The organism is Exiguobacterium sp. s146 (assembly GCF_018618415.1).
In the GTDB taxonomy this organism is placed as follows: domain Bacteria; phylum Bacillota; class Bacilli; order Exiguobacteriales; family Exiguobacteriaceae; genus Exiguobacterium.
Window position 1 is genome coordinate 152,404 of record NZ_JACSMA010000004.1, and the last position, 18,972, is coordinate 171,375.

The following is an 18,972-nucleotide window of genomic DNA, read 5'->3' on the forward strand; positions in this document are numbered from 1 at the left end:
CCTTTCCATATTTACCGATGAAACTTGTCGTAACTATATCAACTTAAGCCGATTCATTCAATCGTTTCGGGTCGTTCTTAACAAAAATCATACGTTAGACTGACTTACGATTCGATGAATGAGAACGTCGTCACATCGAATAGTCCCATATCGGTCAACTTCAAATCCGGGATGACCGGGAGCGCGAGGAACGACATCGTCAAATACGGGTTGAAGTGGCGATGGGCCCCAACGACATCGAGCGCATCGTTCAACTGTTCGAGTACGTCCGCCACTTCCGCATACGGACGTTTCGTCATGAGTCCGCCGATTTCAAGCGGCAAGACGGCCAACACTTCGCCTTCTGACACTGCGACGACGCCGCCACCGACTTTCTCAAGCGTCTCGGCCGCGAGCAACATGTCGTCCGGGCTCACCCCGGCGATGACGAGGTTATGGCTGTCGTGGGCGACCGTTGCCGCGAGCGCCCCTCGTTTCAAACCGAAACCGGTCACCGGTGCGAGCGCCATATGCCCCGTCCCGTGGTGACGTTCGATGACGGCAAGCGTGGCGATATCTTGCGCGAGGTCGGCACCCGAAGCATCCGGTTCAAAGACGAGCCGCTCCCGTTTCGTCAAGAGACTGTTCGGCAGCACTTGAATCACATCGACCGCTTCTTCCTTCACGGCCAAGCGGAACGACTCCGTCGTCAAGTCCGGCAGTTTCAGCTCGCCTCGCATCGGTTTCGGCACTTCAATCCCGGCAGCCTCGAATGTGGCCTTGCCCTCTTTTGCGACGACTTCCCCATTTACATACACGGTTTCGATTGTCACCGATTCGACGTCTGACAAGATCACAAAGTTCGCGCGTTTACCTGGGGCAATCGCACCGACGTCCTTCAGGCCATACGCCTCGGCTGCATGGAGACTCGCAACCGCGTACGCCGTTTCAGGCTTGACCCCTTGTTTGATGGCCATCCGGATATTGTAATCAATCCCACCCTCGGCGACGAGATCGTCCAAGTGTTTATCGTCCGTACAGAACAAGAAGCGATGGGCGTTGCTTTCGGTGATCGCCAAGCTGACCTTCTCGACGTTCCGCGCGACCGACCCTTCCCGAATTTGAACGTAAAATCCGCGGCGTACCCGTTCAAGCGCCTCTTCAGCCGTCGTGCATTCATGATCGGTCATGATGCCGGCCGTGCGATACACATTCAACTGATCCGGACCGAGACCCGAGGCATGGCCGTCGACGACTTTTCCGGCGAGTTCCGCCTGGGCAATCTTTTGAAGCATATCCGGGCTCCCCGACTCGACGGACGGATAGTCCATCACTTCACCGAGACCGTGCACCCCCGGATCTCCTAAGAATGGTGCCAAGTCCTCCGCGTATAGCTTCGCCCCTGCGTGCTCGAACGGCGTCGCCGGCACACAGCTCGGGAGCATCATCCGCACGTCGAGCGGCAACCCCTCGGCATCCGCCAACATGTACTCGATGCCGAGCGCCCCGTTGACGTTCGCAATCTCGTGCGGATCGGCGATGACCGTCGTCACGCCGAGCGGCAAGACCGCTTTGGCGAACTCGTGAGGCGGAACCATCGATGACTCGATATGGACGTGGGAATCGATAAACGATGGTGCCAGCGTCCAGGACGGGTCGTGGTATTCCGTCTCCCCTTCGTAGCCGTCCCCGATGGCCACGATATATCCCGCATCGATGGCGACATCGGTGCGAATCGTCTCGCGACTATAGACGTCGATGACCGCCACATCTTTAAAGACGACCGCCGCTTTCTTTTTCTTCGCCGCGATGTCGATCAAATGTTGTTTCTCCATCTGTGTGTCTCCTTTTTTCTACGTATTTTTACTATCTTAACAAGAATAATCTTTCAGGCGCAATTTCTTTTTCAACTTATGCGACAATGAAAGCATATCGGTTTGAAAGGGGTTACACATATGCAGTACAAATTAGGAGAACTTATTCCCCGTGTCGATGAGACGGTATTCATCGCGCCCGGGGCCCATGTCATCGGTGATGTCACGATCGGTGCCCATTCCGGCGTCTGGTTCAATACGGTCATTCGGGGAGACGAGGGACCGATTCGCATCGGCTCTTACGTGAACATCCAAGACGGATCGATGGTGCACCAATATGAAGGCTCGCCGACGGTCATCCATGACCGCGTCTCTATCGGACATATGGCGATGATTCATGGCTGTGAAATCGAGGAAGGCTGTCTCATCGGCATGCATGCGACCGTGCTCGATGGCGCCAAAATCGGGAAGGGCTCGTTCATCGCCGCCGGTGCGCTCGTCACACCGAACATGCAAATCCCCGAAGGTGTCATGGTCATGGGTGTTCCGGCCAAAGTCGTCCGTCCGCTCAACGACGAGGATCGCTTCATCATGGAACGTACCGTCAATAAATATGCGAAGCGGGCCGAACAGTATAAACAGACGTGTGAACCACTGACATCCACACAAAGTTTGTGAAAGCGTTTACAAGATTCATAAAATGTTAACGATTCCCCCGATTTTTCTTTATGTTTCCTTTGTATACTGAGGATGTAGTCAAGCCGACGTGTCGAAAGGGGCCAATTGTATGTATCCAAACCATGCCGAACTAATGTTAGACTTGTACGCCTCATCCGTGAACCCAAGCCATTGCCTGCATATCGAGGATTCGTTCGATGATTCATTGCAAGGCACACATCGCGAGGTTTGGGAACGACTGCAATTGGATAATAATATAGAGAAAGAAATTAAAACTGAGGGAACGTGAACACAATGATTCCAACGAATGTCATTCAAGACTGGCTTGCAGGCAAGCTAAAAAAATAAACTGAGCGCTCATGCGAACAGCTCAGTCTCATTGACCTATAAATATAGGCCCGATCGTAGTCACCTACGCCCGGGCCTTTTTGTTTACTCAAAAATCGTGAGGCAGCTGTCAATCGACTGACGACGTTTGGTCGGTGGCACGTCCTCGAACCGTCCGAGTTGGAGCAATCCGACGAACGTCTCCCCTTCGGCCCCAATCATGTCCTGTAGACGCGCATCCTCAAAGATGCCCCCGGTCCGCCAGACGAGACCGATGTCTCGCTCGCTACACAGTAAATGGAAGTTTTGAATGAATGTCGCTGTCGCGAGCAATGCATCCTTCTTGTCTTTCTCCGTCTCGAACGCCTTCGTCGTCACATAGACGCAAGCGGCCGCGTTCCGGATTCGCCCAGCAATCTTTTCCCGTTTCGACTCCGGTCCATCGGCGAAAGCCGGCTCGAGCGCCGATAGCAAAACATCTTTTCCGTCCCCGTTGAACAAGTAAATGTTCCATGGTTCGATCTTATTGTGAAACGGCGCTTGGTGGGCCGAGGTGAGTAATGTATATAGTTCTGACGTGTCGAGCGCGCCTTCCGTGAACATACGAATCGTCCGCCGCGATTCAATCAACTGTTGTCCTGCTGTCTTTTCCATTGAAGTCACTTCCCCCTCTATTTTCTCTTTCATCATAATTGAAAACGTTTCTCATTTGAAGAAGAACGACTTCCACAAAAAAACGCATCCCTGATTCAGGAATGCGCTCCTTGTATTATGTCGATTGCCCGACAATCTCACAGGCGACCAAATCTTCGAGCGTCTGTCTGCGGACGACGAGACGGTGCGCCCCGTCTTTCACGAAGACGACGGCTGGACGGAGCATCTGGTTATAGTTGCTCGCCATCGAGAAATTATAGGCTCCTGTCGCTTTGACGAGCAAGAGATCCCCGGCTTCGACCGGCGGGATGAGCGAACGGTTCGAGATGATATCTCCCGACTCACAGCACGCCCCGACGATTTTTGCCTCGAGCGTCTTCGGTTCATCCATCCGTGTCGCCGCGATGACGTCATACTCGGCGTCATAGAGGGCCGGACGAATGTTATCCGTCATGCCGCCATCGACCGAGACATACGTGCGGACACCGCTCACTTCTTTCACCGTCCCGACTTCATACAGCGTCGCACCGGCGTTGGCAACGAGCCAACGGCCCGGTTCGATGCCGATTTTCGGGAGCGGGAGACCGAAGCGGTTCACTTCGGCGACGAGCGTATCCGTCACTTGCGTCATCGTGTCGGCGAAGTCGAGCGGGTCGTCCGATTCGAGATAAGCGACACCGAAGCCGCCGCCGATATTCAAGACGTCGGCCGTATAGCCTGTCTCCTGGCGAATCGTCTCGATGAAGTTGACCATCGTCTTGACCGTGTTGATGAACAGCGTCGGCTCTTGAATCTGCGAACCGACATGACAGTGAATCCCCGTCAAGTTCAACCGCTCCGTTTGTAGCGTCGCCCGGACCGCGTCGAGATAAGTGTCGTCATGGGTCGGGAAACCGAACTTCGTGTCGACCCCACCCGTCTGAATCGCCTCATGGGCGCCTCCGACGACTTGTGGGACGATGCGGAGCAAGACATCGACGTCTACCCCTTGTTCCACGGCAAGACCTGATAACAGGCCGATTTCGCGCATGTTATCGATGGTGAAATGGGTGATGCCATTCTCGAGGGCGAACGTGATGTCTTGAATCGTCTTGTTCGACCCGTGGACGTGAATACGGTCGGCCGGAACGCCGGCGTGCAAGGCGACGAACATCTCGCCGCGCGAGACGACGTCGATGCTTAGGCCCGCTGCCATCACTTTATCGTAGACGGCCGCAATCGACATCGCTTTCGATGCGTACAGTGCGTACGTGTTCGGATACTTGTCGAGGAAAGCGTTCCGGACGAGGCCGAGGCGACGTTCGAGTTCCGGCTCGCTCATGATATAGAGCGGCGTCCCGTACGTCGCTTGAAGTTCACGGACGGACACGCCTTCGATCATACAAACTGATTGGTTGGTGGTGTACATACATTGCCTCCTTCAAAGCGATGCGGGACACGCCATGAGCGTGCGCATAATTGTTCTGAGTTGTTGGCGTGCCCGGTGCGGGTCACGTCATCGATTTTTGTAAGATGGCCATACAGCTCCACACGATTTCCGACTTGTACGGTGTCATCGACGCGTAAAAAACTGTGGCTCATGAAGATATTGCTGATGAACGGATAGGCCCGTCCTTCGATGTGGGCCGGTAAGAAGCGGCGGGCCCGCATGAGTCCGTCGCCATAGCCGACCGCGAGCACGGCGATGCGTTCCTTCGTCTCGGCCGTGTAGCCCGTGCCGTAACCGACGTGGGCACCCGCTTCAATGTCGTGCACGGCGACGACTTCTGTCTCCCAGCGAAACGCCGGGACGAGCCAATCGACCGGTTCGACCGAAGAGTAGCCGTACAGAAAGATGCCGACACGTGCGTGCGTGCAATGCCCGAGACGCGGATCCGTTTGAAGCGTCGCCGCACTGTTGGCCGCATGCACGATCTCGAACGTGTGCCGTTCCATGAGACGATTCGACCAGTCGGCGAACCGTTGCACGTGCACACTATGCTCGATTTCAGCGTTATCCGCGTCCGCGAGTGGGAAGTGTGTACATAACCCGACAAGGTCGAGCCCTTCGTCTTGGCAAAAAGCGACGATGGCCAACGCTTCCTGGAACGTCTTCGCACCGAAACGGTTCATGCCGACGTCGAGCTTCAAATGAAGCCGGACCCCGTCGAGCTGGTCCCGTTGCGAGACGAGCCAATCGTAAGAACCGATGGCGACGTCAAGTTGGTCCCGATGGACGGCTGTCCACTCGTAGACCGGGTTCATGACAAGGACGCGCGCTTCCGGAGCTGATGCCCGGACCTCGCTCGCCTCGTCAAGCGTCGTCAACATGAAGTGACGCACCCCTTCTTCGTACAGTGTCGTCACAACTGGCTCCATCCCTAAGTTATAGGCGTTGTTTTTCACGACGGCGAACACCGGTCGGCCAAGCGCTTCAATCCGACGTTTGTTTTCGCGAATCGCATTCAAGTCAATTGTGACTCCCATACAAAAAACTCCTTTATTCTATGACTCCGGCTTTGACGAACGTGACCCAGTCGCGGTGGCCTGCGATTTGACCCGTCACTGCCTCACGGTAACGCGAGAGCATGTTCGTCGCGACCGTTTGGACGCCGCCACCAATCGAGATATTGTCGATTTCGATGACGCTCGTCACTTCAGCCGCCGTTCCTGTTAAGAAAATCTCATCTGCAACATATAGTTCATCACGTCCGATGTGGCGTTCGATGACCTCGAACCCTTCCTCACGGGCAAGTTCGATCACCGTTTGACGCGTGATGCCATCGAGCACTGAGCAATCGAGTGACGGTGTGAAAATTTTGTTTCCTTTGACGAGGAAGATGTTGGCGACGCTCGCCTCGCTGACGTTTCCGTTCATGTCGAGGGCGATCGCTTCGTCATACCCGTCGCGGACCGCTTCTCCTTTAAGGAGTTGCGAGTTCATATAGTTCGCTGCCGCTTTCGCTTGCATCGGCATCATCGTCGAAGAGACGCGACGATACGAGGCGACTTTCGCGCGGATCCCGACCGTCTTGCTGAAATATTCGCCGAGCGGCCAGCATGAGATGGCAACGTGTACTTTCGTTTCCTGCGTCGGCATGAGTGCCTGCCAAGGTGTGCCGAGGAAAACGAATGGGCGGATGTAACAAGCTTCGAAGCCGTTGCGTTCAATCAATTCGATTGTCGCTTGTTCGAGCTCATCGACCGTGTACGGCAAGTCGACGTGATAGTATGCACACGAACGAACGAGTCGCTCCAAATGTTCACGGAGTCGGAAGATGGCCGGGCCTTCCTCTGTGTGGTATGCCCGAATCCCTTCGAAGAACCCGCTGCCGTAGTGAATCGCGTGCGTCATGATGCTCGTGTTCGCATCACTCGGCTCGATCCAAGCCCCGTCTTGCCACATCCATTGTCCATACTGTTCCATTGTTCAACTCTCCCATTCATTTTTTGATATTTTCTGTCTATTATACGTTACAGGGAGCGTAAGTCATCAACAAGTTGTGTTTTTTCTGCGGTTTTTTCATCTTTTTGCTTGATGACGCGGGCTGGTGTCCCTGCCACGACGACGCCTGGCGGTACGTCTTGTGTGACGACACTACCTGCTGCGACGACGGCATTTTCACCGATGCGGACGCCTTCCAAGATGACGGCGTTTGCTCCGACCATGACACCGTCTTCGATGATGACCGGGTCTTTTGAAGGTGGCTCAAGGACACCGGCGACAACTGCGCCAGCGCCGAGGTGGACGTTTTTCCCGAGCGTCCCGCGGGCACCGATGACCGCGTTCATATCGACCATCGACCCGTCACCGATGACGGCACCGATATTGATGACGGCCCCCATCATGACGACGACGTTGTTTCCGATTTGAACGTGGTCACGAATGAACGAACCTGGTTCGATGCGGGCATTCAACTGCGTCGTATCGAGCATCGGTACGGCGCTGTTGCGACGGTCGTACTCGAGGTGCGTGTCCGTGATGACGGCAGCGTTCGCTTCTAGGAAAGCAGCCGCCCGCTCAGCCGTCGTGAGGAACAGTTTCGACTCGTCCGTTCCGAAGGCTTTCGCATCTTCAATCGTCAAACCGGCCAATTGACCGTTGACGTACAATTTGACTGGCGTTTCTTTCTTGGCATCTTTAATGTATTGCGCGATTTCATAAGCGTTTGTGAGTAACATGAGTGGCCTCCTCGTATAGGTTCGTTAAATTATATAATCCGGCTGGGCGGTCAACAATCGTTGCCGCCGCAGCGAGTGCCCCGTTCGCGAAGACGCGTTTGGACAGGGCCGTGTGTTTCAATTCGAGCATTTCGTCGTCTCCGGCAAACAGGACGGTATGTTCACCGAAAATCGTGCCCCCGCGTACCGAATGCATGCCGAGTTCATCGGCTGCACGCGCTTCGCGGCGCGGTGTCCGGTCATATACCGGTGTCACGTCGCGTTTCGCCTCGATGGCACGGGCGAGCAGTTCTGCCGTCCCGCTCGGTGCGTCGACTTTCTTACGGTGGTGCGCTTCAATCACTTCGATATCATACCCGAGCGTGAGCGGGACGAGTTGGTCGAGCAATTGTTTCAAGAGCGCGATCCCGTAAGACGTGTTGTACGACTGGAAAATCGGAATCTCCTTGGACGTTTCTTCGATTTTGGCGAGCTCGGCTTCTGAGAAACCCGTCGTCGCGATGACGAGCGGAATCTGCTTGGCTTTCCCGAAGGCGAGCACGTCGTCTAACAACGCCGGGTTCGAGAAGTCGATGACGACATCGACCTCGGCCTCCACGTCCTGCAGCGAGACGGGGTGCTCCCCGCCGGCTGGTGAGACGATGGCTGCGACGTTCAATTTCTGTGTCCGGGCGACCTCTTCGACAATCTGTCCCATCGCGCCGTATCCGTGGATGAGTAAGTTCACTGTCTCACCTCATTGAACTGCTCCATTGCTGACAACAAGCGGGCCTCGGCCGTCGCGCTCATCGGGACGAGCGGGAGGCGGGGGGCGCCGAATTCGAAGCCGCGCGCATTCAATGCCGCCTTGACCGGAATCGGGTTCACTTCGGCGAACAATTCGTCGATGACCGGGAGCAGTCGGAGCTGCCAACGGCGTGCCGTCTCCAAGTCTCCGGCAAGAAGTGCTTCGGCCAAGGCGACCGTCGCACCCGGATAGACGTTCGAGAGGACCGAGACGACACCTTGGGCGCCCCAAGCCATATAAGGAAGGATTTGATCATCGTTCCCGCAATAGACCGGGAACCCTTCCGGTACGTGCGCCATCATTTGCGCCATGACCGAGATATCCCCGCTCGCTTCCTTGAGCGCCGCGATACGTGGATGATCCGCGAGTTCCCCGACCGTCGCCGGGTCAAGCGCGACGCCCGTCCGTGACGGCACGTTGTAAAGCATGAGTGGAATCGGTGATGCGTCGGCGATGGCTGTGAAATGGGCGATCAGGCCCGCTTGCGTCGATTTGTTGTAATACGGTGTGACGACCATCGCCATCTCGGCACCGAGTTCAGCGGCGCGCTTCGTCTTTTGAATGCTGAGCGCCGTGTTGTTCGACCCGGTACCCGCAATGATGACGGCACGGCCGGCCGCGACTTCAATCGCTTTGACGAGTAACGTCTCGAACTCTTCGTCCGTGATGGTCATGCCTTCACCGGTCGTTCCCCCGATGACGAGCCCGTTGATTCCTTCTGCGATTTGTTCTTCAATCAATGCTTCCCACGCTGTGAGATGTAATTGACCGTCTGCTTGAAACGGTGTAGCGAGTGCGGTTGCGACTCCTGTAAACATATGATTTCCCCCTTATTTCGTGGCAGTCTGCCCAATCATGCATTGTGCGATTTGAACGGCATTCGCGGCCGCGCCTTTACGGACGTTGTCCGCGACACACCAGAGATGGAACGTGTTCGGTTGTGACTCGTCGACACGGACACGGCCGACATACACCTCGTCCGTTCCGTTCGCGTCGAGCGGTGTCGGATAGACGAGCTCGCCCGGGTTGTCCATGAGGACGATGCCTGGCGCGTCGGCAAGCACGGCTTTCACTTCAGCGAGCGTCGCCTCGCGGTCGAGCGTGACCGTGATCGAGACGGCGTGGCTGTTGCGGACCGGGACACGGACACATGTCGCCGTGACACCGAGGTTCGGTGCGTTTAAAATCTTGCGTGTCTCTTCGATCATCTTCTGTTCTTCTTTCGTATAACCGTTCTCTAAGAACACATCGATGTGTGGTAAGACGTTATCGAAAATCGGATACGGATAGTTCTTCGGCTCTTCACCACGCGCACCGCGTTCCAAGTCTTCAATCCCTTTTTGACCCGAGCCCGACACCGCTTGATACGACGTATAGGCGACGCGTGTCAAGCCGTACACTTCCGCGAGCGGCGCGAGCGCGACGACCGATTGGATGGTCGAGCAGTTCGGGTTGGCGATGAGCGTCTTGTCCGGGCTCAGTTCGACTCGGTTCACTTCCGGTACGATGAGCGGAATGTCCGCCTGCATGCGGAATGCGCTCGAGTTGTCGATGACGATGACACCTTGCTGGCTCAAACGCGGGGCATACTGTTCACTGATGCTCCCGCCGGCCGAGAAGAGCGCGATATCAATCGGATCCGCATAAATCGCGTCCGATAGTTCTCGGATGACGACGTCCTTGCCGTTCACGCTCACGGTCTTTCCGGCTGAGCGAGCCGAGGCGTACAGCATCAATTCGTTGATTGGAAATTCATATTCGGTCAATACATCAATCATCTTTTGGCCGACGGCACCGGTCGCACCGACGACGGCTACGTTATACATGTGGCGTCCTCCTTATAACTTGAAGCGCGTCGCGATGGCCGCGACGGCTGCTTCGACGTCTTGTTCGTTAATCGTGTACGAGATGCTGATCTCGGATGTCGTGACTTGATAGAATGGAATCCCGCTCTCACGGAATGTGGCGAACAGCTCAGCGGCGACGCCTGTCGCGTCACGCATGCCAATGCCGACGACCGAGATTTTGGCGTGCTCGGTATGACGGTCGATTTTGATTTGCGGGAACGTCTCGGTCAATTCCGCGAGCGCCTCTTCGAGGAACGCCTCTTCATCGAGCGGACAAGTGAACGACAAGAACACTTCTCCATCGAACGCCGTCTGACTGATCATATCGATGTTGACATGACGCTGTGACAACTTCTCGAAAATGTCGGCGACGCCTGCCACCGAGTGTGGAATATGTTTGATTGAGACGCTGAGCACGTTCTTCACGACGCTCACGCTCGTCACCGCTTTTTGTTCCATCGCCTGTGTCATATCCATGATCCATGTTCCTCCTTCGCTCGCAAGCGTCTTTCCTACAAAGATGTTCACATCAAATTTTTTCGCGAGTTCGACGCTGCGCATCTCCATCACTTTCGACCCGAGCGCGCTCATCTCCATCATCTCGTCGTATGAGACGGTATCCAACCGGCGTGCTTCTTTATGGATGCGCGGGTCAGCCGTATAGACGCCGGCGACGTCCGTGTAAATCTCACAGCGTTTGCTGAGGACGGCGGCCAAGGCGACGGCGGTCGTATCCGATCCGCCTCGTCCGAGCGTCGTCACATCACCGAACTCGTTGACGCCTTGGAAGCCTGCGACGATGACGACGTCATACGTCCGAAGCTTCTCTTCGAGCACTTCTTTGCGAATCGCCTTGATTTTACTTTTCGTATGAATGCCCATCGTGTCGATCCCGGCTTGTTGGCCGGTGAGCGAGATGGCGGCGACGCCTCGTGAATTCAAGGCGATACTGAGTAAACTGATCGTCTGTTCCTCACCGACCGCGAGCAAGCGGTCGAGTTCACGAATCATCGGGCGTTCCGTGATTTGTTTGGCGAGTGACAAGAGTGAGTCAGTCGTTTTCCCCATCGCGGAGACGACGACGACAAGCTTTTCTCCGGTCGCGACGCGAGTCTGTAAATATTCGGAAATGGCCTGGAGTTGTTCAATTGTGGCAACGGAGCTACCTCCAAATTTCAATACGGTTGTCATCAGGTTCCCCACTTTCATGATGTCCACCAACAGAAAAAGCGGCAGACCGGTAGGAAGCACTCTCCCTACGGTCTGCCGCTTGTACGCGCAGTTGAAAAACGATTAAAGAATCGTTCCGTAGATAGCGCTCCATGGCATTTCATCCATGGCAGTGTAGGCGTTATTCACGACTACCCCAGCCTTCGTTCGTACGCATGCGAACGTCGACTTCGGCGAAATTCCCCTTTCGGCTCGATCCGGAATGCGTCCGTGTCGATCAAGCGTACTCATGTCATTCGCAACCTCTATCTGTCAGTTGTTAGTTTTAGTTATAACAAATGCATCCTGGCTTGCCAACCTTTTTTTAGAAAAAAGGAAAATTTCTAAAAACAATCACCACGTCTTCTTCATCATTCGATGCGGGATGTCCGCGTCTAAAAATTCGTCCCCGTACGCCTCGTATCCAAGACGTTCATAGAACGGAAGCGCCGTCAGTTGGGCACCTAGTTTGAGCTCGCGCAACGCGCTTGCCCGGGCGACGGACTCGATGGCGAACATGATTTCCTTCGCATAGCCGTTGCCTCGTGCCGTCGCAAGCGTGGCAACCCGTTCCACTTTCCCGACCCCGTCGCCAATCGGACGGAGGCGCGCCGTCGTTACCGGCTCCCCTTCCACTGTCCCAACGAAATGCGTGCAGGCTGGGTCGAGATCGTCATACTCGAGTTCGGGGGCGATGCCTTGTTCGTGAATAAATACCGTCGCCCGCACAAACCGTGCCTGTTCAATCAATTCTGCTTGCTTGCCGTGTTCAACCTTCAACATGAGACCATTCCTTCCTGAAGCCGTTTCACGATTTCTGCCGTTGCGCGTTCCAACTCGCTGACCGATTCAAAACGGGCTTGGGCTTGTTTGTGACTGCCGCCGCCGCGACCGATGCCAAGGTCGTCGAGCGTCCGTTTTAAGAATTTGCCGATGGCGATGTCATGCGTCCCATCGTGCATGAGCCAGATTTTTTGACCCGTATGGTTGGCGCCGACAGCGATGCGGCCCGTCGCGGCGATGCGTTCGACAATCATCGTCGTCAACGTTTCCGCTTCCGTCTTGCCGATATGGGTGATGACGTAATTGTCTTCTTGCAAGAAGGCAGCGACTTTCGCTTTCGCGACGCGGGCCTCGAGCGCTTTGACTTCTTTCTCTCGTTCGAGGCGAAGATTTCGTTCCTCGAGGACGCGAGCGGCGACCGTCTCGTTCGTCGTCGATAACGTTTGGTGAATCGTTCGCAACGCTGTCCGGGACGAATGGATGGCGGACAAGGCCCGGTGTCCGGCGACATACGTCAACCGGACGTTCCCGCGTACTTTCTTCATCGACGTCACGTGGACGATCCCGAGTTGGCCGGTCGTCTCGACATGTGTCCCGCCACACGCGTTGTAATCGAGGCCCTCGATGTCGACGATTCGAATCATCCCGGCACGGTCAGTCGGTTTGCGCAACCGAGCGACCTCGACCTCTTCAGACGCGAGTTCGTAAGTGGAGACACGACGGTTTTCAAAGACGATGCGTTGCACATCTCGTTCTAACGTCTCGATTTGAGTCCAATCAAACGTCTCGATTCCGATTTCAAGCGACGACTCCTCTCGTCCGATGCCGAAGCTGAGCGTTTGAATACCGTATTCGTCTTCCAATAACGCCGTCAACACATGCTGAGCCGTATGTTGAATCGAGTGGTCGCGACGGACGGCTTCATCGACGATTCCGGTCACGGTCGTCCCAGGCTCGAGCCCTTGTTCGACTAAATGCCAGACGACCTCCTCGACCCGCTGCACATCGAGAACAGGTTGTCCTTCGAGTGTGCCGACGTCCGGAGGTTGGCCCCCGCCTTCCGCATAAAATAAGGTGGATGCGAGCACGACCCACGTCCCGCGCGCATCCGTGCGCACGTCGGTCACCGTCGTTTCAAATTGCCATGGTTTCATCTTGATCGCCGCCTTTTCTGTAGGATATGTTCAGACAACTAGTCTAATTTGGTCTATAATAAGAAACACTTACTTTAGCAGTCAGGAGCGATATGCATGTTACAGATTGATAAACAATCACCGCTACCTATTTATTATCAAATCGAAGCCTATTTAAAGCAACAAATAGATGCCGGCGCTCTTCAACCGGGCGAATCGATTCCATCCGAACGGGAGTTTTCAGAGCGCTATAACGTCAGCCGAATGACGGTGCGCCAGGCCATCACGAACTTGGTCAACGCCGGTTATTTGAGCCGCCAAAAAGGCCGAGGCACGTTCGTCGCCAACAAGAAAATTACGATGGCCTTGTCCGGACTGACGAGTTTCTCGGAAGAGATCAAACATCGGGGCATGCGTCCGTTCAGCCGCCTGTTGTCATTCCAGACGATTTCAGCCCCGGCCAAAATTGCTCAAAAACTGAGCGTCGCGCTCGACACGCCCGTCTATGAAATGCGACGGTTGCGGCTCGCCGATGAGCAAGTGCTCGCCCTCGAGACGGCGTACATCCCGGTCGCCTTACTGCCGAACTTGACCGAGACCGATGCCGTCGGTTCGATTTACGAGTTCGCCGAGCAGTCGGGCCTCCGACTTAATAACGCGACCCAAACCCTCGAGGCGCGGAGCGCGGGACCGGAGGACGCAAAGCTATTGACGATTTCCCCGAACGCCCCCGTGCTCTTGATCGACCAACGGACGTATCTCGAAAATGGGGACATGTTTGAGTATAGCCGGTCTTTGTTCCGCGGTGACGCCTATTCGTTCACCGTCGCGATGGACCGAACATAAAAAATGGTTTGCCGCGGACGGCAAACCATTTTTTATTGTGCTTCATACGTGATTCCCGCTGGGTCGTACATATACGTCTCAAGCTCGGTATCGGTCATCGGTTTGACTTCGTTCCCGGCATCGGCCTGTTGGACACGATAGCGAACTTCTTCGAGCAACGGTTCGTTCAAGAAGTAATAGAAATGACCGTCGACACCACGGGCCCCTTCACCGGTCAACTGATATTGGACCGTGTTGTTGAGGGCGCCGACGTCCTCGATTAAACGCATATAGTCGTTCGGACCGAGCGTCGTCTGCATGTTGTCACCGACCGCCTTCAACACTTTATCGTAGTTGTTGATGAGCGACGTGCCGAGTGCTTGATCAAGGACGGCGTTGATGACTTCCATCTGACGCTGTCCACGACCGATGTCGCCACGTGGGTCGTCGTAACGGTTTCGGACGTAAGCGAGTGCCTCTTCTCCCGATAACTGCTGAAGTCCTTCTTCGACTTGGACGACTTCGCGTGAAGCGTCATAACTCTTCTGTTCAGATGAGAACGGGACGTCGATTTCGACCCCGCCGACGGCATCGATAAAGTCGACGAACCCTTGGAAGTTGAGGGAGACGACGTGGTCGATGTCGATGCCGACCAAGTCCTCAATCGTATTCGTCGCCATCCGCATGCCGTTGTTCGGGTTCGATTCATCCATCGATCCGAAGTAATAGGCGTGCGTGATTTTGTCTTGATCGAGCCCCGTCTTACCGTACGGGATATTAAAGCCCGTATAGTCGATGTTGACGTATGAGTCACGCGGGATGCTGAGCATCGTCGTCTGTTTGTTCTTCTTGTTTAGAATGACGACAATCATGACGTCAGACCGGCCATACTCGCCGCGCGCTTTCTTCTGCGGGGACAAGTCTGTCCCGAGCACAAGGAAGCTCTCGGTATCCTCTTTATCAAATCGAGTCGGTTCGATAGTCGGATCATCCTCAAGTGTCACTTGAGTACTGGACAGCATGTTATGCGCTTTATAAAAAGCTGTCCCATACATGCTTGAGCCAACGATGACGGCAATCAATACAAGGGCGCTGAACAGCTTATAAAACGCAGACGGGCCTTTGCGCCGTCTACGAGCTTGGGTTCTTGAATTCATGAGTTTCTCCTTCGCGATCGAATGATATGAGCTTCACCTATTATAGAGGAAACCTCGACTTTTGTCGAAAACGTTTTGATTACAAATCCATTTCCATACAATTTCCCACAGTTAACGTGAAAAAAACCCGGAGACATGCGTCTCCAGGTCGTCAAGCTCGGATGGAAAAGAATCGTTCGGCCGCTTCACTGCCGCGCGCCTGTAACACATCGCTACAAGCCGAGGCCGCCTCGGCATCGAGCACGATAGTCACACTCGGGTGGGCCTGCAAGATGGAGGCCGGCCAGTCAATCGTCGGCACGCTCTCAATCATATGATGGACCGCTTCGGCTTTGCGCTTGCCCGTGGCGACGAGGACGATCTCACGTGCGTTCATAATCGTGTCGAGGCCCATCGTGATGGCCTGCGTCGGTACGTCTTCGATTGAATCGAAGAAACGGCGGTTCGCTTCACGCGTCGACTCGGTCAGTTCGGTCACATGCGTCTTCGCATCGAGCGCCGTGCCCGGTTCATTGAAGGCAATATGTCCGTTCTCCCCGATGCCGAGCAATTGCAGGTCGACACCAATCGAGCGGACGAGCTGTTCATAGCGAGCCGCTTCCGCTTCCGGGTCGGCCGCGTCACCATGAGGCAGATGGCTCTGTTTGAACGGGATGTCATGGAACAGCTTCTCTTCCATGAAGTGATGATAGCTTTGCGGATGATTCGGTGCGAGCCCGATATACTCGTCTAGATTGACGCTCGTCACATGACTGCAGTCGAGCCGATCTCGTTTGAACATCTCATACATCCCGACCGGTGTACTGCCCGTCGCGAGTCCGAGCACGAAATCGCGCTTCCCGGCGACCCGTTCTTTGATGAGTGTATAAGCGATTTCTTCTGCATCCGTCGGTGTGTTCGCCACTAATATGTTCATTGCATGTCCTCCTTCGAATAACTGACCTGTCCTTGATGAATCGTCGTCACGACCGTCATCGCGTCATCCCAGATGACGAGATCCGCGTCGAAACCAGGCGCGATGGCCCCTTTGTTCGTCAAGCCGAACTCACGCGCTTGGTTTGACGACGTCATCTTCACCGCTTCTTGCACCGTGCATCCCGTGAACGCGATCACGTTTCGGAACGCGGCGTCCATCGTCAACACGCTGCCGGCCAAGTTCCCGGCTTCGAGTCGTGCCGCTCCGGCTTCTACGATGACCGGTTGACCCCCGAGTTCGTATCGGCCGTCCGGAAGACCTTTGGCCCGCATCGCATCCGTGATGACGACGAGACCGTCCGCCCCTTTCAGACGATAGGCAAAGTCGACCATCTCGTGCCGGCTGTGAATCCCGTCCGGAATGATTTCGACCATGACGTCTCGCTCCATGAGACAGTAGCCGACCGTTCCCGGCTCGCGATGATGAATTCCGCGCATCTGATTGTATAAGTGCGTGCCGTGTTTGACGTTCGCTTCCTTGTTCTCGGCAAACGTGGCGTTCGTGTGTCCGGTCGACCCGATCGCCTCGGTCTCACGCATCGCCTGTTCGAGCTCACGGGCCCCTGGACGTTCCGGGGCATACGTGACGAGGCGAATGTGACCGCCCGCTTCTTGTTGCCATGCGCGGAACTGATTCGCATCGGGATCGATGATGTATTCGGCCGGTTGTGCGCCTGCATTGTCGACGTTGACGAACGGCCCTTCCAGATGGATGCCGACGAGTGACGTGTCTCCTGACTCGATGACGGTTCGGGCTGACTGTAACGCCTTCGTGATGGCGGCCGGCGACTGCGTAATCGTCGTCGCAAAATAAGATGTCACGCCTTCTGCGAACATCGATTGGCTGAGGTGACGTAGTCGGTCTACGTCCGCATCCATCGTATCGACGTCATAACCGCCATGGATGTGGACGTCAATCATTCCTGGCGTCACGAGAGCGCCGCGCACGTCGAGCGCTGACTCCGTTCCTTCCTCATAATCCTCCATCGCGCCGACGTTCACAATCGTCGTGCCATCGAACCGGATATAACCTCGTTCCCACGTTTTGTCCCCCGAAACAATATGTGCATTGATGATCACCATCATCGGTCATCCACCTTTCTTCAAATAGCTTCATCGTTATCATATCAAAAACCAGTATAGTTGTATAGACCAATTATTTTAACAAGTGAACTCCATTTCCCCCATCCTTTGCCCGTCCTGATTCTCCCTCAAACAAAAAAAGGCTGACGCCGTGGCGTCAACCTATTCACAGTTTAGAGGGCTCGTTCGTGAGCGGTTGGGCCTCATACCGTTTGACGATATGGATGAGACGCATGACCAGCAACACGGCTCCGGCCGCTAAACCGGCGATCAAACCGATCCAATAGCCGTCCGGTCCGAATCCGAACTGTTCGGCGAGCGCATAGCCGAGCGGCAGGCCGATAACCCAATAGGCGATGAGCGATAAGATGAGCGTCACGTTGACGTCCTTGAACCCGCGCAAAATCCCTTGAATCGGGGCGGCAACCGCATCCGACAATTGGAAGAAGACCGCAAAAATCATGAAGTGGGCCGCGAGTTCCACGACGGCCGCATCATTCGTATAAATGGCAGCGACGCGCTCGTTCTGCCAGAACAAGAGCGCACCTGAGAACAGTGAGACGCCGAGACAGAGGGTGATCCCAATCTTGGCGTAGCGGACGGCATCCTTGAGTCGCCTTGCACCGAGCTCATAGCCGACGACGATCGTGAGGGCGCTCGACGCGGACAACGGTAGCATGTAGACAAACGAAGCGAAGTTGATGGCCGCTTGGTGGGCCGCGACGATATTGTCTCCGTATTCACTCAAGAGCAACGTCACCGCCGCAAAGATACTCACTTCTGCAAAAATGGCAAGCCCGATCGGTGTCCCGAGTTTGAGCAATTCTTTTTGTCTTGGCCAGAAGATTCGTTCCACCGAGCGCAAGAAGCGATATTCCAGGAACGGCTTCCCGTTCCGGACGAACGCGAACGCCATGAAGAAGAGCAACCAATACGTGATGGCCGAGGCGATTCCGGCCCCGACCCCGCCATACGCCGGAACGCCGAGTTTTCCAAAGATGAAGATGTAGTTTAACCCGACGTTAATGGGTAACCCTAATAGTATAAGCAGCATCGAGATTCGCGTCTTGCCGAGTGAGTCCATGAGCGTGCGTAGCACGTTGAACAAGAACATCGGCAACACACCGAATCCGAGGGCGAACAAATAGCCTTTGGCGATCCGTTTCCCTTCCTCGCTCAGTCCCATGCCGTCGACAGCCGTCGGGACGAGAAAGAAGCCGAGCACGAGCGTCGCGATGCTAAGGCCGATCGCTAAGTATACGCCTTGGTACAGCGTCCGTTGTATTTGTTGGATATTGCGGGCCCCGAGCGCCTGGGCGACAATCGGTGCGACTGCGAGCAGAATCCCGCTCAACCCCGTATACACCGGCATCCATAAACTCGACCCGACCCCGACACCCGCCAAATCGACGGCGCCGGCCCGACCCGACATGACCGTGTCAAAAAAGCTGATTAAGTAAAACGACACTTGTGTCACCAAAATCGGGAAGAAGATGGTGAAGAACAGTTTGATTTTTTCATTTAGTGAATGTGTTTGATACATGGACAACCTCATCTCAT

At 55.2% G+C, this 18,972-nt stretch carries 18 protein-coding genes and 1 riboswitch; of the genes, 2 read left to right on the plus strand and 16 right to left on the minus strand.

The window, feature by feature from the left end; all coding sequences use genetic code 11:
* Positions 1 to 104 precede the first annotated feature (104 nt).
* Positions 105 to 1,814 (minus strand): adenine deaminase, encoded by a 1,710-nt coding sequence (gene ade / locus KNP83_RS12905; protein ID WP_214762829.1) that lies wholly within the window; start codon positions 1,812 to 1,814, stop codon positions 105 to 107.
* Between the two features lie 120 nt (positions 1,815 to 1,934).
* On the opposite strand from ade, the gene KNP83_RS12910 reads away from it, so the two are divergent.
* Positions 1,935 to 2,471: a gamma carbonic anhydrase family protein gene (locus tag KNP83_RS12910; RefSeq protein WP_214762830.1), complete on the plus strand. Its 537-nt coding sequence runs from the start codon at positions 1,935 to 1,937 to the stop codon at positions 2,469 to 2,471.
* A gap of 432 nt (positions 2,472 to 2,903) precedes the next feature.
* Here the strand turns inward: KNP83_RS12910 and KNP83_RS12915 are convergent, their stop codons facing one another.
* From KNP83_RS12915 to KNP83_RS12965, 11 genes are all read right to left on the minus strand, one after another.
* The gene (locus KNP83_RS12915; protein ID WP_214762831.1) at positions 2,904 to 3,452 is read right to left on the minus strand and encodes a nitroreductase family protein; all 549 of its coding nucleotides are present in this window, start codon (positions 3,450 to 3,452) and stop codon (positions 2,904 to 2,906) included.
* 115 nt (positions 3,453 to 3,567) lie between these two features.
* Positions 3,568 to 4,860 carry a diaminopimelate decarboxylase gene (gene lysA / locus KNP83_RS12920; protein WP_214762832.1) on the minus strand — a complete coding sequence of 431 codons (1,293 nt, stop codon included), beginning with the start codon at positions 4,858 to 4,860 and terminating at the stop codon, positions 3,568 to 3,570.
* On the minus strand, positions 4,830 to 5,918 hold the full coding sequence (gene alr / locus KNP83_RS12925) for an alanine racemase (RefSeq protein WP_214762833.1): 1,089 nt from the start codon (positions 5,916 to 5,918) through the stop codon (positions 4,830 to 4,832). Before alr ends, lysA begins: the two co-directional genes overlap by 31 nt.
* Before the next feature lie 13 nt (positions 5,919 to 5,931).
* Positions 5,932 to 6,858, minus strand: coding sequence for a branched-chain amino acid transaminase (locus tag KNP83_RS12930; RefSeq protein ID WP_214762834.1), 927 nt, complete (start codon positions 6,856 to 6,858; stop codon positions 5,932 to 5,934).
* A 47-nt stretch (positions 6,859 to 6,905) separates the two neighbouring features.
* Positions 6,906 to 7,613, minus strand: a complete 708-nt coding sequence (dapD, locus tag KNP83_RS12935; protein ID WP_021065230.1) for a 2,3,4,5-tetrahydropyridine-2,6-dicarboxylate N-acetyltransferase — start codon at positions 7,611 to 7,613, stop codon at positions 6,906 to 6,908.
* Positions 7,591 to 8,340 carry a 4-hydroxy-tetrahydrodipicolinate reductase gene (dapB, locus tag KNP83_RS12940; protein WP_214762835.1) on the minus strand — a complete coding sequence of 250 codons (750 nt, stop codon included), beginning with the start codon at positions 8,338 to 8,340 and terminating at the stop codon, positions 7,591 to 7,593. Before dapB ends, dapD begins: the two co-directional genes overlap by 23 nt.
* Positions 8,337 to 9,218 carry a 4-hydroxy-tetrahydrodipicolinate synthase gene (dapA, locus tag KNP83_RS12945; protein ID WP_214762836.1) on the minus strand — a complete coding sequence of 294 codons (882 nt, stop codon included), beginning with the start codon at positions 9,216 to 9,218 and terminating at the stop codon, positions 8,337 to 8,339. Before dapA ends, dapB begins: the two co-directional genes overlap by 4 nt.
* Before the next feature lie 12 nt (positions 9,219 to 9,230).
* Positions 9,231 to 10,226, minus strand: coding sequence for an aspartate-semialdehyde dehydrogenase (locus tag KNP83_RS12950; RefSeq protein ID WP_214762837.1), 996 nt, complete (start codon positions 10,224 to 10,226; stop codon positions 9,231 to 9,233).
* A 12-nt stretch (positions 10,227 to 10,238) separates the two neighbouring features.
* Positions 10,239 to 11,438, minus strand: coding sequence for an aspartate kinase (locus KNP83_RS12955; protein ID WP_214762838.1), 1,200 nt, complete (start codon positions 11,436 to 11,438; stop codon positions 10,239 to 10,241).
* 114 nt (positions 11,439 to 11,552) lie between these two features.
* A riboswitch (Lysine riboswitch) is annotated at positions 11,553 to 11,733 on the minus strand.
* 77 nt (positions 11,734 to 11,810) lie between these two features.
* On the minus strand, positions 11,811 to 12,239 hold the full coding sequence (locus tag KNP83_RS12960) for a GNAT family N-acetyltransferase (protein WP_214762839.1): 429 nt from the start codon (positions 12,237 to 12,239) through the stop codon (positions 11,811 to 11,813).
* Complete coding sequence (locus tag KNP83_RS12965; protein ID WP_214762840.1) at positions 12,233 to 13,393, minus strand: alanyl-tRNA editing protein; 1,161 nt, start codon at positions 13,391 to 13,393, stop codon at positions 12,233 to 12,235. Before KNP83_RS12965 ends, KNP83_RS12960 begins: the two co-directional genes overlap by 7 nt.
* A 96-nt stretch (positions 13,394 to 13,489) precedes the next feature.
* Here KNP83_RS12965 and KNP83_RS12970 point away from each other — a divergent pair, with 96 nt between their 5' ends.
* Complete coding sequence (locus tag KNP83_RS12970; protein ID WP_214762841.1) at positions 13,490 to 14,218, plus strand: GntR family transcriptional regulator; 729 nt, start codon at positions 13,490 to 13,492, stop codon at positions 14,216 to 14,218.
* 32 nt (positions 14,219 to 14,250) lie between these two features.
* On the opposite strand, the gene KNP83_RS12975 is transcribed toward KNP83_RS12970, so the two are convergent.
* The 4 genes from KNP83_RS12975 to KNP83_RS12990 form a co-directional block, all read right to left on the minus strand.
* Positions 14,251 to 15,354: an LCP family protein gene (locus tag KNP83_RS12975; protein WP_214762842.1), complete on the minus strand. Its 1,104-nt coding sequence runs from the start codon at positions 15,352 to 15,354 to the stop codon at positions 14,251 to 14,253.
* Between the two features lie 151 nt (positions 15,355 to 15,505).
* The gene (gene nagB, locus KNP83_RS12980) at positions 15,506 to 16,270 is read right to left on the minus strand and encodes a glucosamine-6-phosphate deaminase (RefSeq protein WP_214762843.1); all 765 of its coding nucleotides are present in this window, start codon (positions 16,268 to 16,270) and stop codon (positions 15,506 to 15,508) included.
* Positions 16,267 to 17,415: an N-acetylglucosamine-6-phosphate deacetylase gene (gene nagA / locus KNP83_RS12985; protein ID WP_214762844.1), complete on the minus strand. Its 1,149-nt coding sequence runs from the start codon at positions 17,413 to 17,415 to the stop codon at positions 16,267 to 16,269. Before nagA ends, nagB begins: the two co-directional genes overlap by 4 nt.
* 163 nt (positions 17,416 to 17,578) lie before the next feature.
* Positions 17,579 to 18,955: an MATE family efflux transporter gene (locus KNP83_RS12990; RefSeq protein WP_214762845.1), complete on the minus strand. Its 1,377-nt coding sequence runs from the start codon at positions 18,953 to 18,955 to the stop codon at positions 17,579 to 17,581.
* Between the last annotated feature and the right edge of the window lie 17 nt (positions 18,956 to 18,972).

Bases quoted from the DNA above. Each gene is read 5' to 3' on its own strand.
- KNP83_RS12960 (WP_214762839.1), bottom strand. From the start codon at position 12,239: ATGTTGAAGGTTGAACACGGCAAGCAAGCAGAATTGATTGAACAGGCA.
- nagA (WP_214762844.1), bottom strand. From the start codon at position 17,415: ATGATGGTGATCATCAATGCACATATTGTTTCGGGGGACAAAACGTGG.
- KNP83_RS12950 (WP_214762837.1), bottom strand. From the start codon at position 10,226: ATGTATAACGTAGCCGTCGTCGGTGCGACCGGTGCCGTCGGCCAAAAG.
- KNP83_RS12955 (WP_214762838.1), bottom strand. From the start codon at position 11,438: ATGACAACCGTATTGAAATTTGGAGGTAGCTCCGTTGCCACAATTGAA.
- ade (WP_214762829.1), bottom strand. From the start codon at position 1,814: ATGGAGAAACAACATTTGATCGACATCGCGGCGAAGAAAAAGAAAGCG.
- KNP83_RS12930 (WP_214762834.1), bottom strand. From the start codon at position 6,858: ATGGAACAGTATGGACAATGGATGTGGCAAGACGGGGCTTGGATCGAG.
- dapD (WP_021065230.1), bottom strand. From the start codon at position 7,613: ATGTTACTCACAAACGCTTATGAAATCGCGCAATACATTAAAGATGCC.
- nagB (WP_214762843.1), bottom strand. From the start codon at position 16,270: ATGAACATATTAGTGGCGAACACACCGACGGATGCAGAAGAAATCGCT.
- KNP83_RS12965 (WP_214762840.1), bottom strand. From the start codon at position 13,393: ATGAAACCATGGCAATTTGAAACGACGGTGACCGACGTGCGCACGGAT.
- KNP83_RS12970 (WP_214762841.1), top strand. From the start codon at position 13,490: ATGTTACAGATTGATAAACAATCACCGCTACCTATTTATTATCAAATC.
- KNP83_RS12915 (WP_214762831.1), bottom strand. From the start codon at position 3,452: ATGGAAAAGACAGCAGGACAACAGTTGATTGAATCGCGGCGGACGATT.
- KNP83_RS12990 (WP_214762845.1), bottom strand. From the start codon at position 18,955: ATGTATCAAACACATTCACTAAATGAAAAAATCAAACTGTTCTTCACC.
- lysA (WP_214762832.1), bottom strand. From the start codon at position 4,860: ATGTACACCACCAACCAATCAGTTTGTATGATCGAAGGCGTGTCCGTC.
- dapA (WP_214762836.1), bottom strand. From the start codon at position 9,218: ATGTTTACAGGAGTCGCAACCGCACTCGCTACACCGTTTCAAGCAGAC.
- KNP83_RS12910 (WP_214762830.1), top strand. From the start codon at position 1,935: ATGCAGTACAAATTAGGAGAACTTATTCCCCGTGTCGATGAGACGGTA.
- KNP83_RS12975 (WP_214762842.1), bottom strand. From the start codon at position 15,354: ATGAATTCAAGAACCCAAGCTCGTAGACGGCGCAAAGGCCCGTCTGCG.
- alr (WP_214762833.1), bottom strand. From the start codon at position 5,918: ATGGGAGTCACAATTGACTTGAATGCGATTCGCGAAAACAAACGTCGG.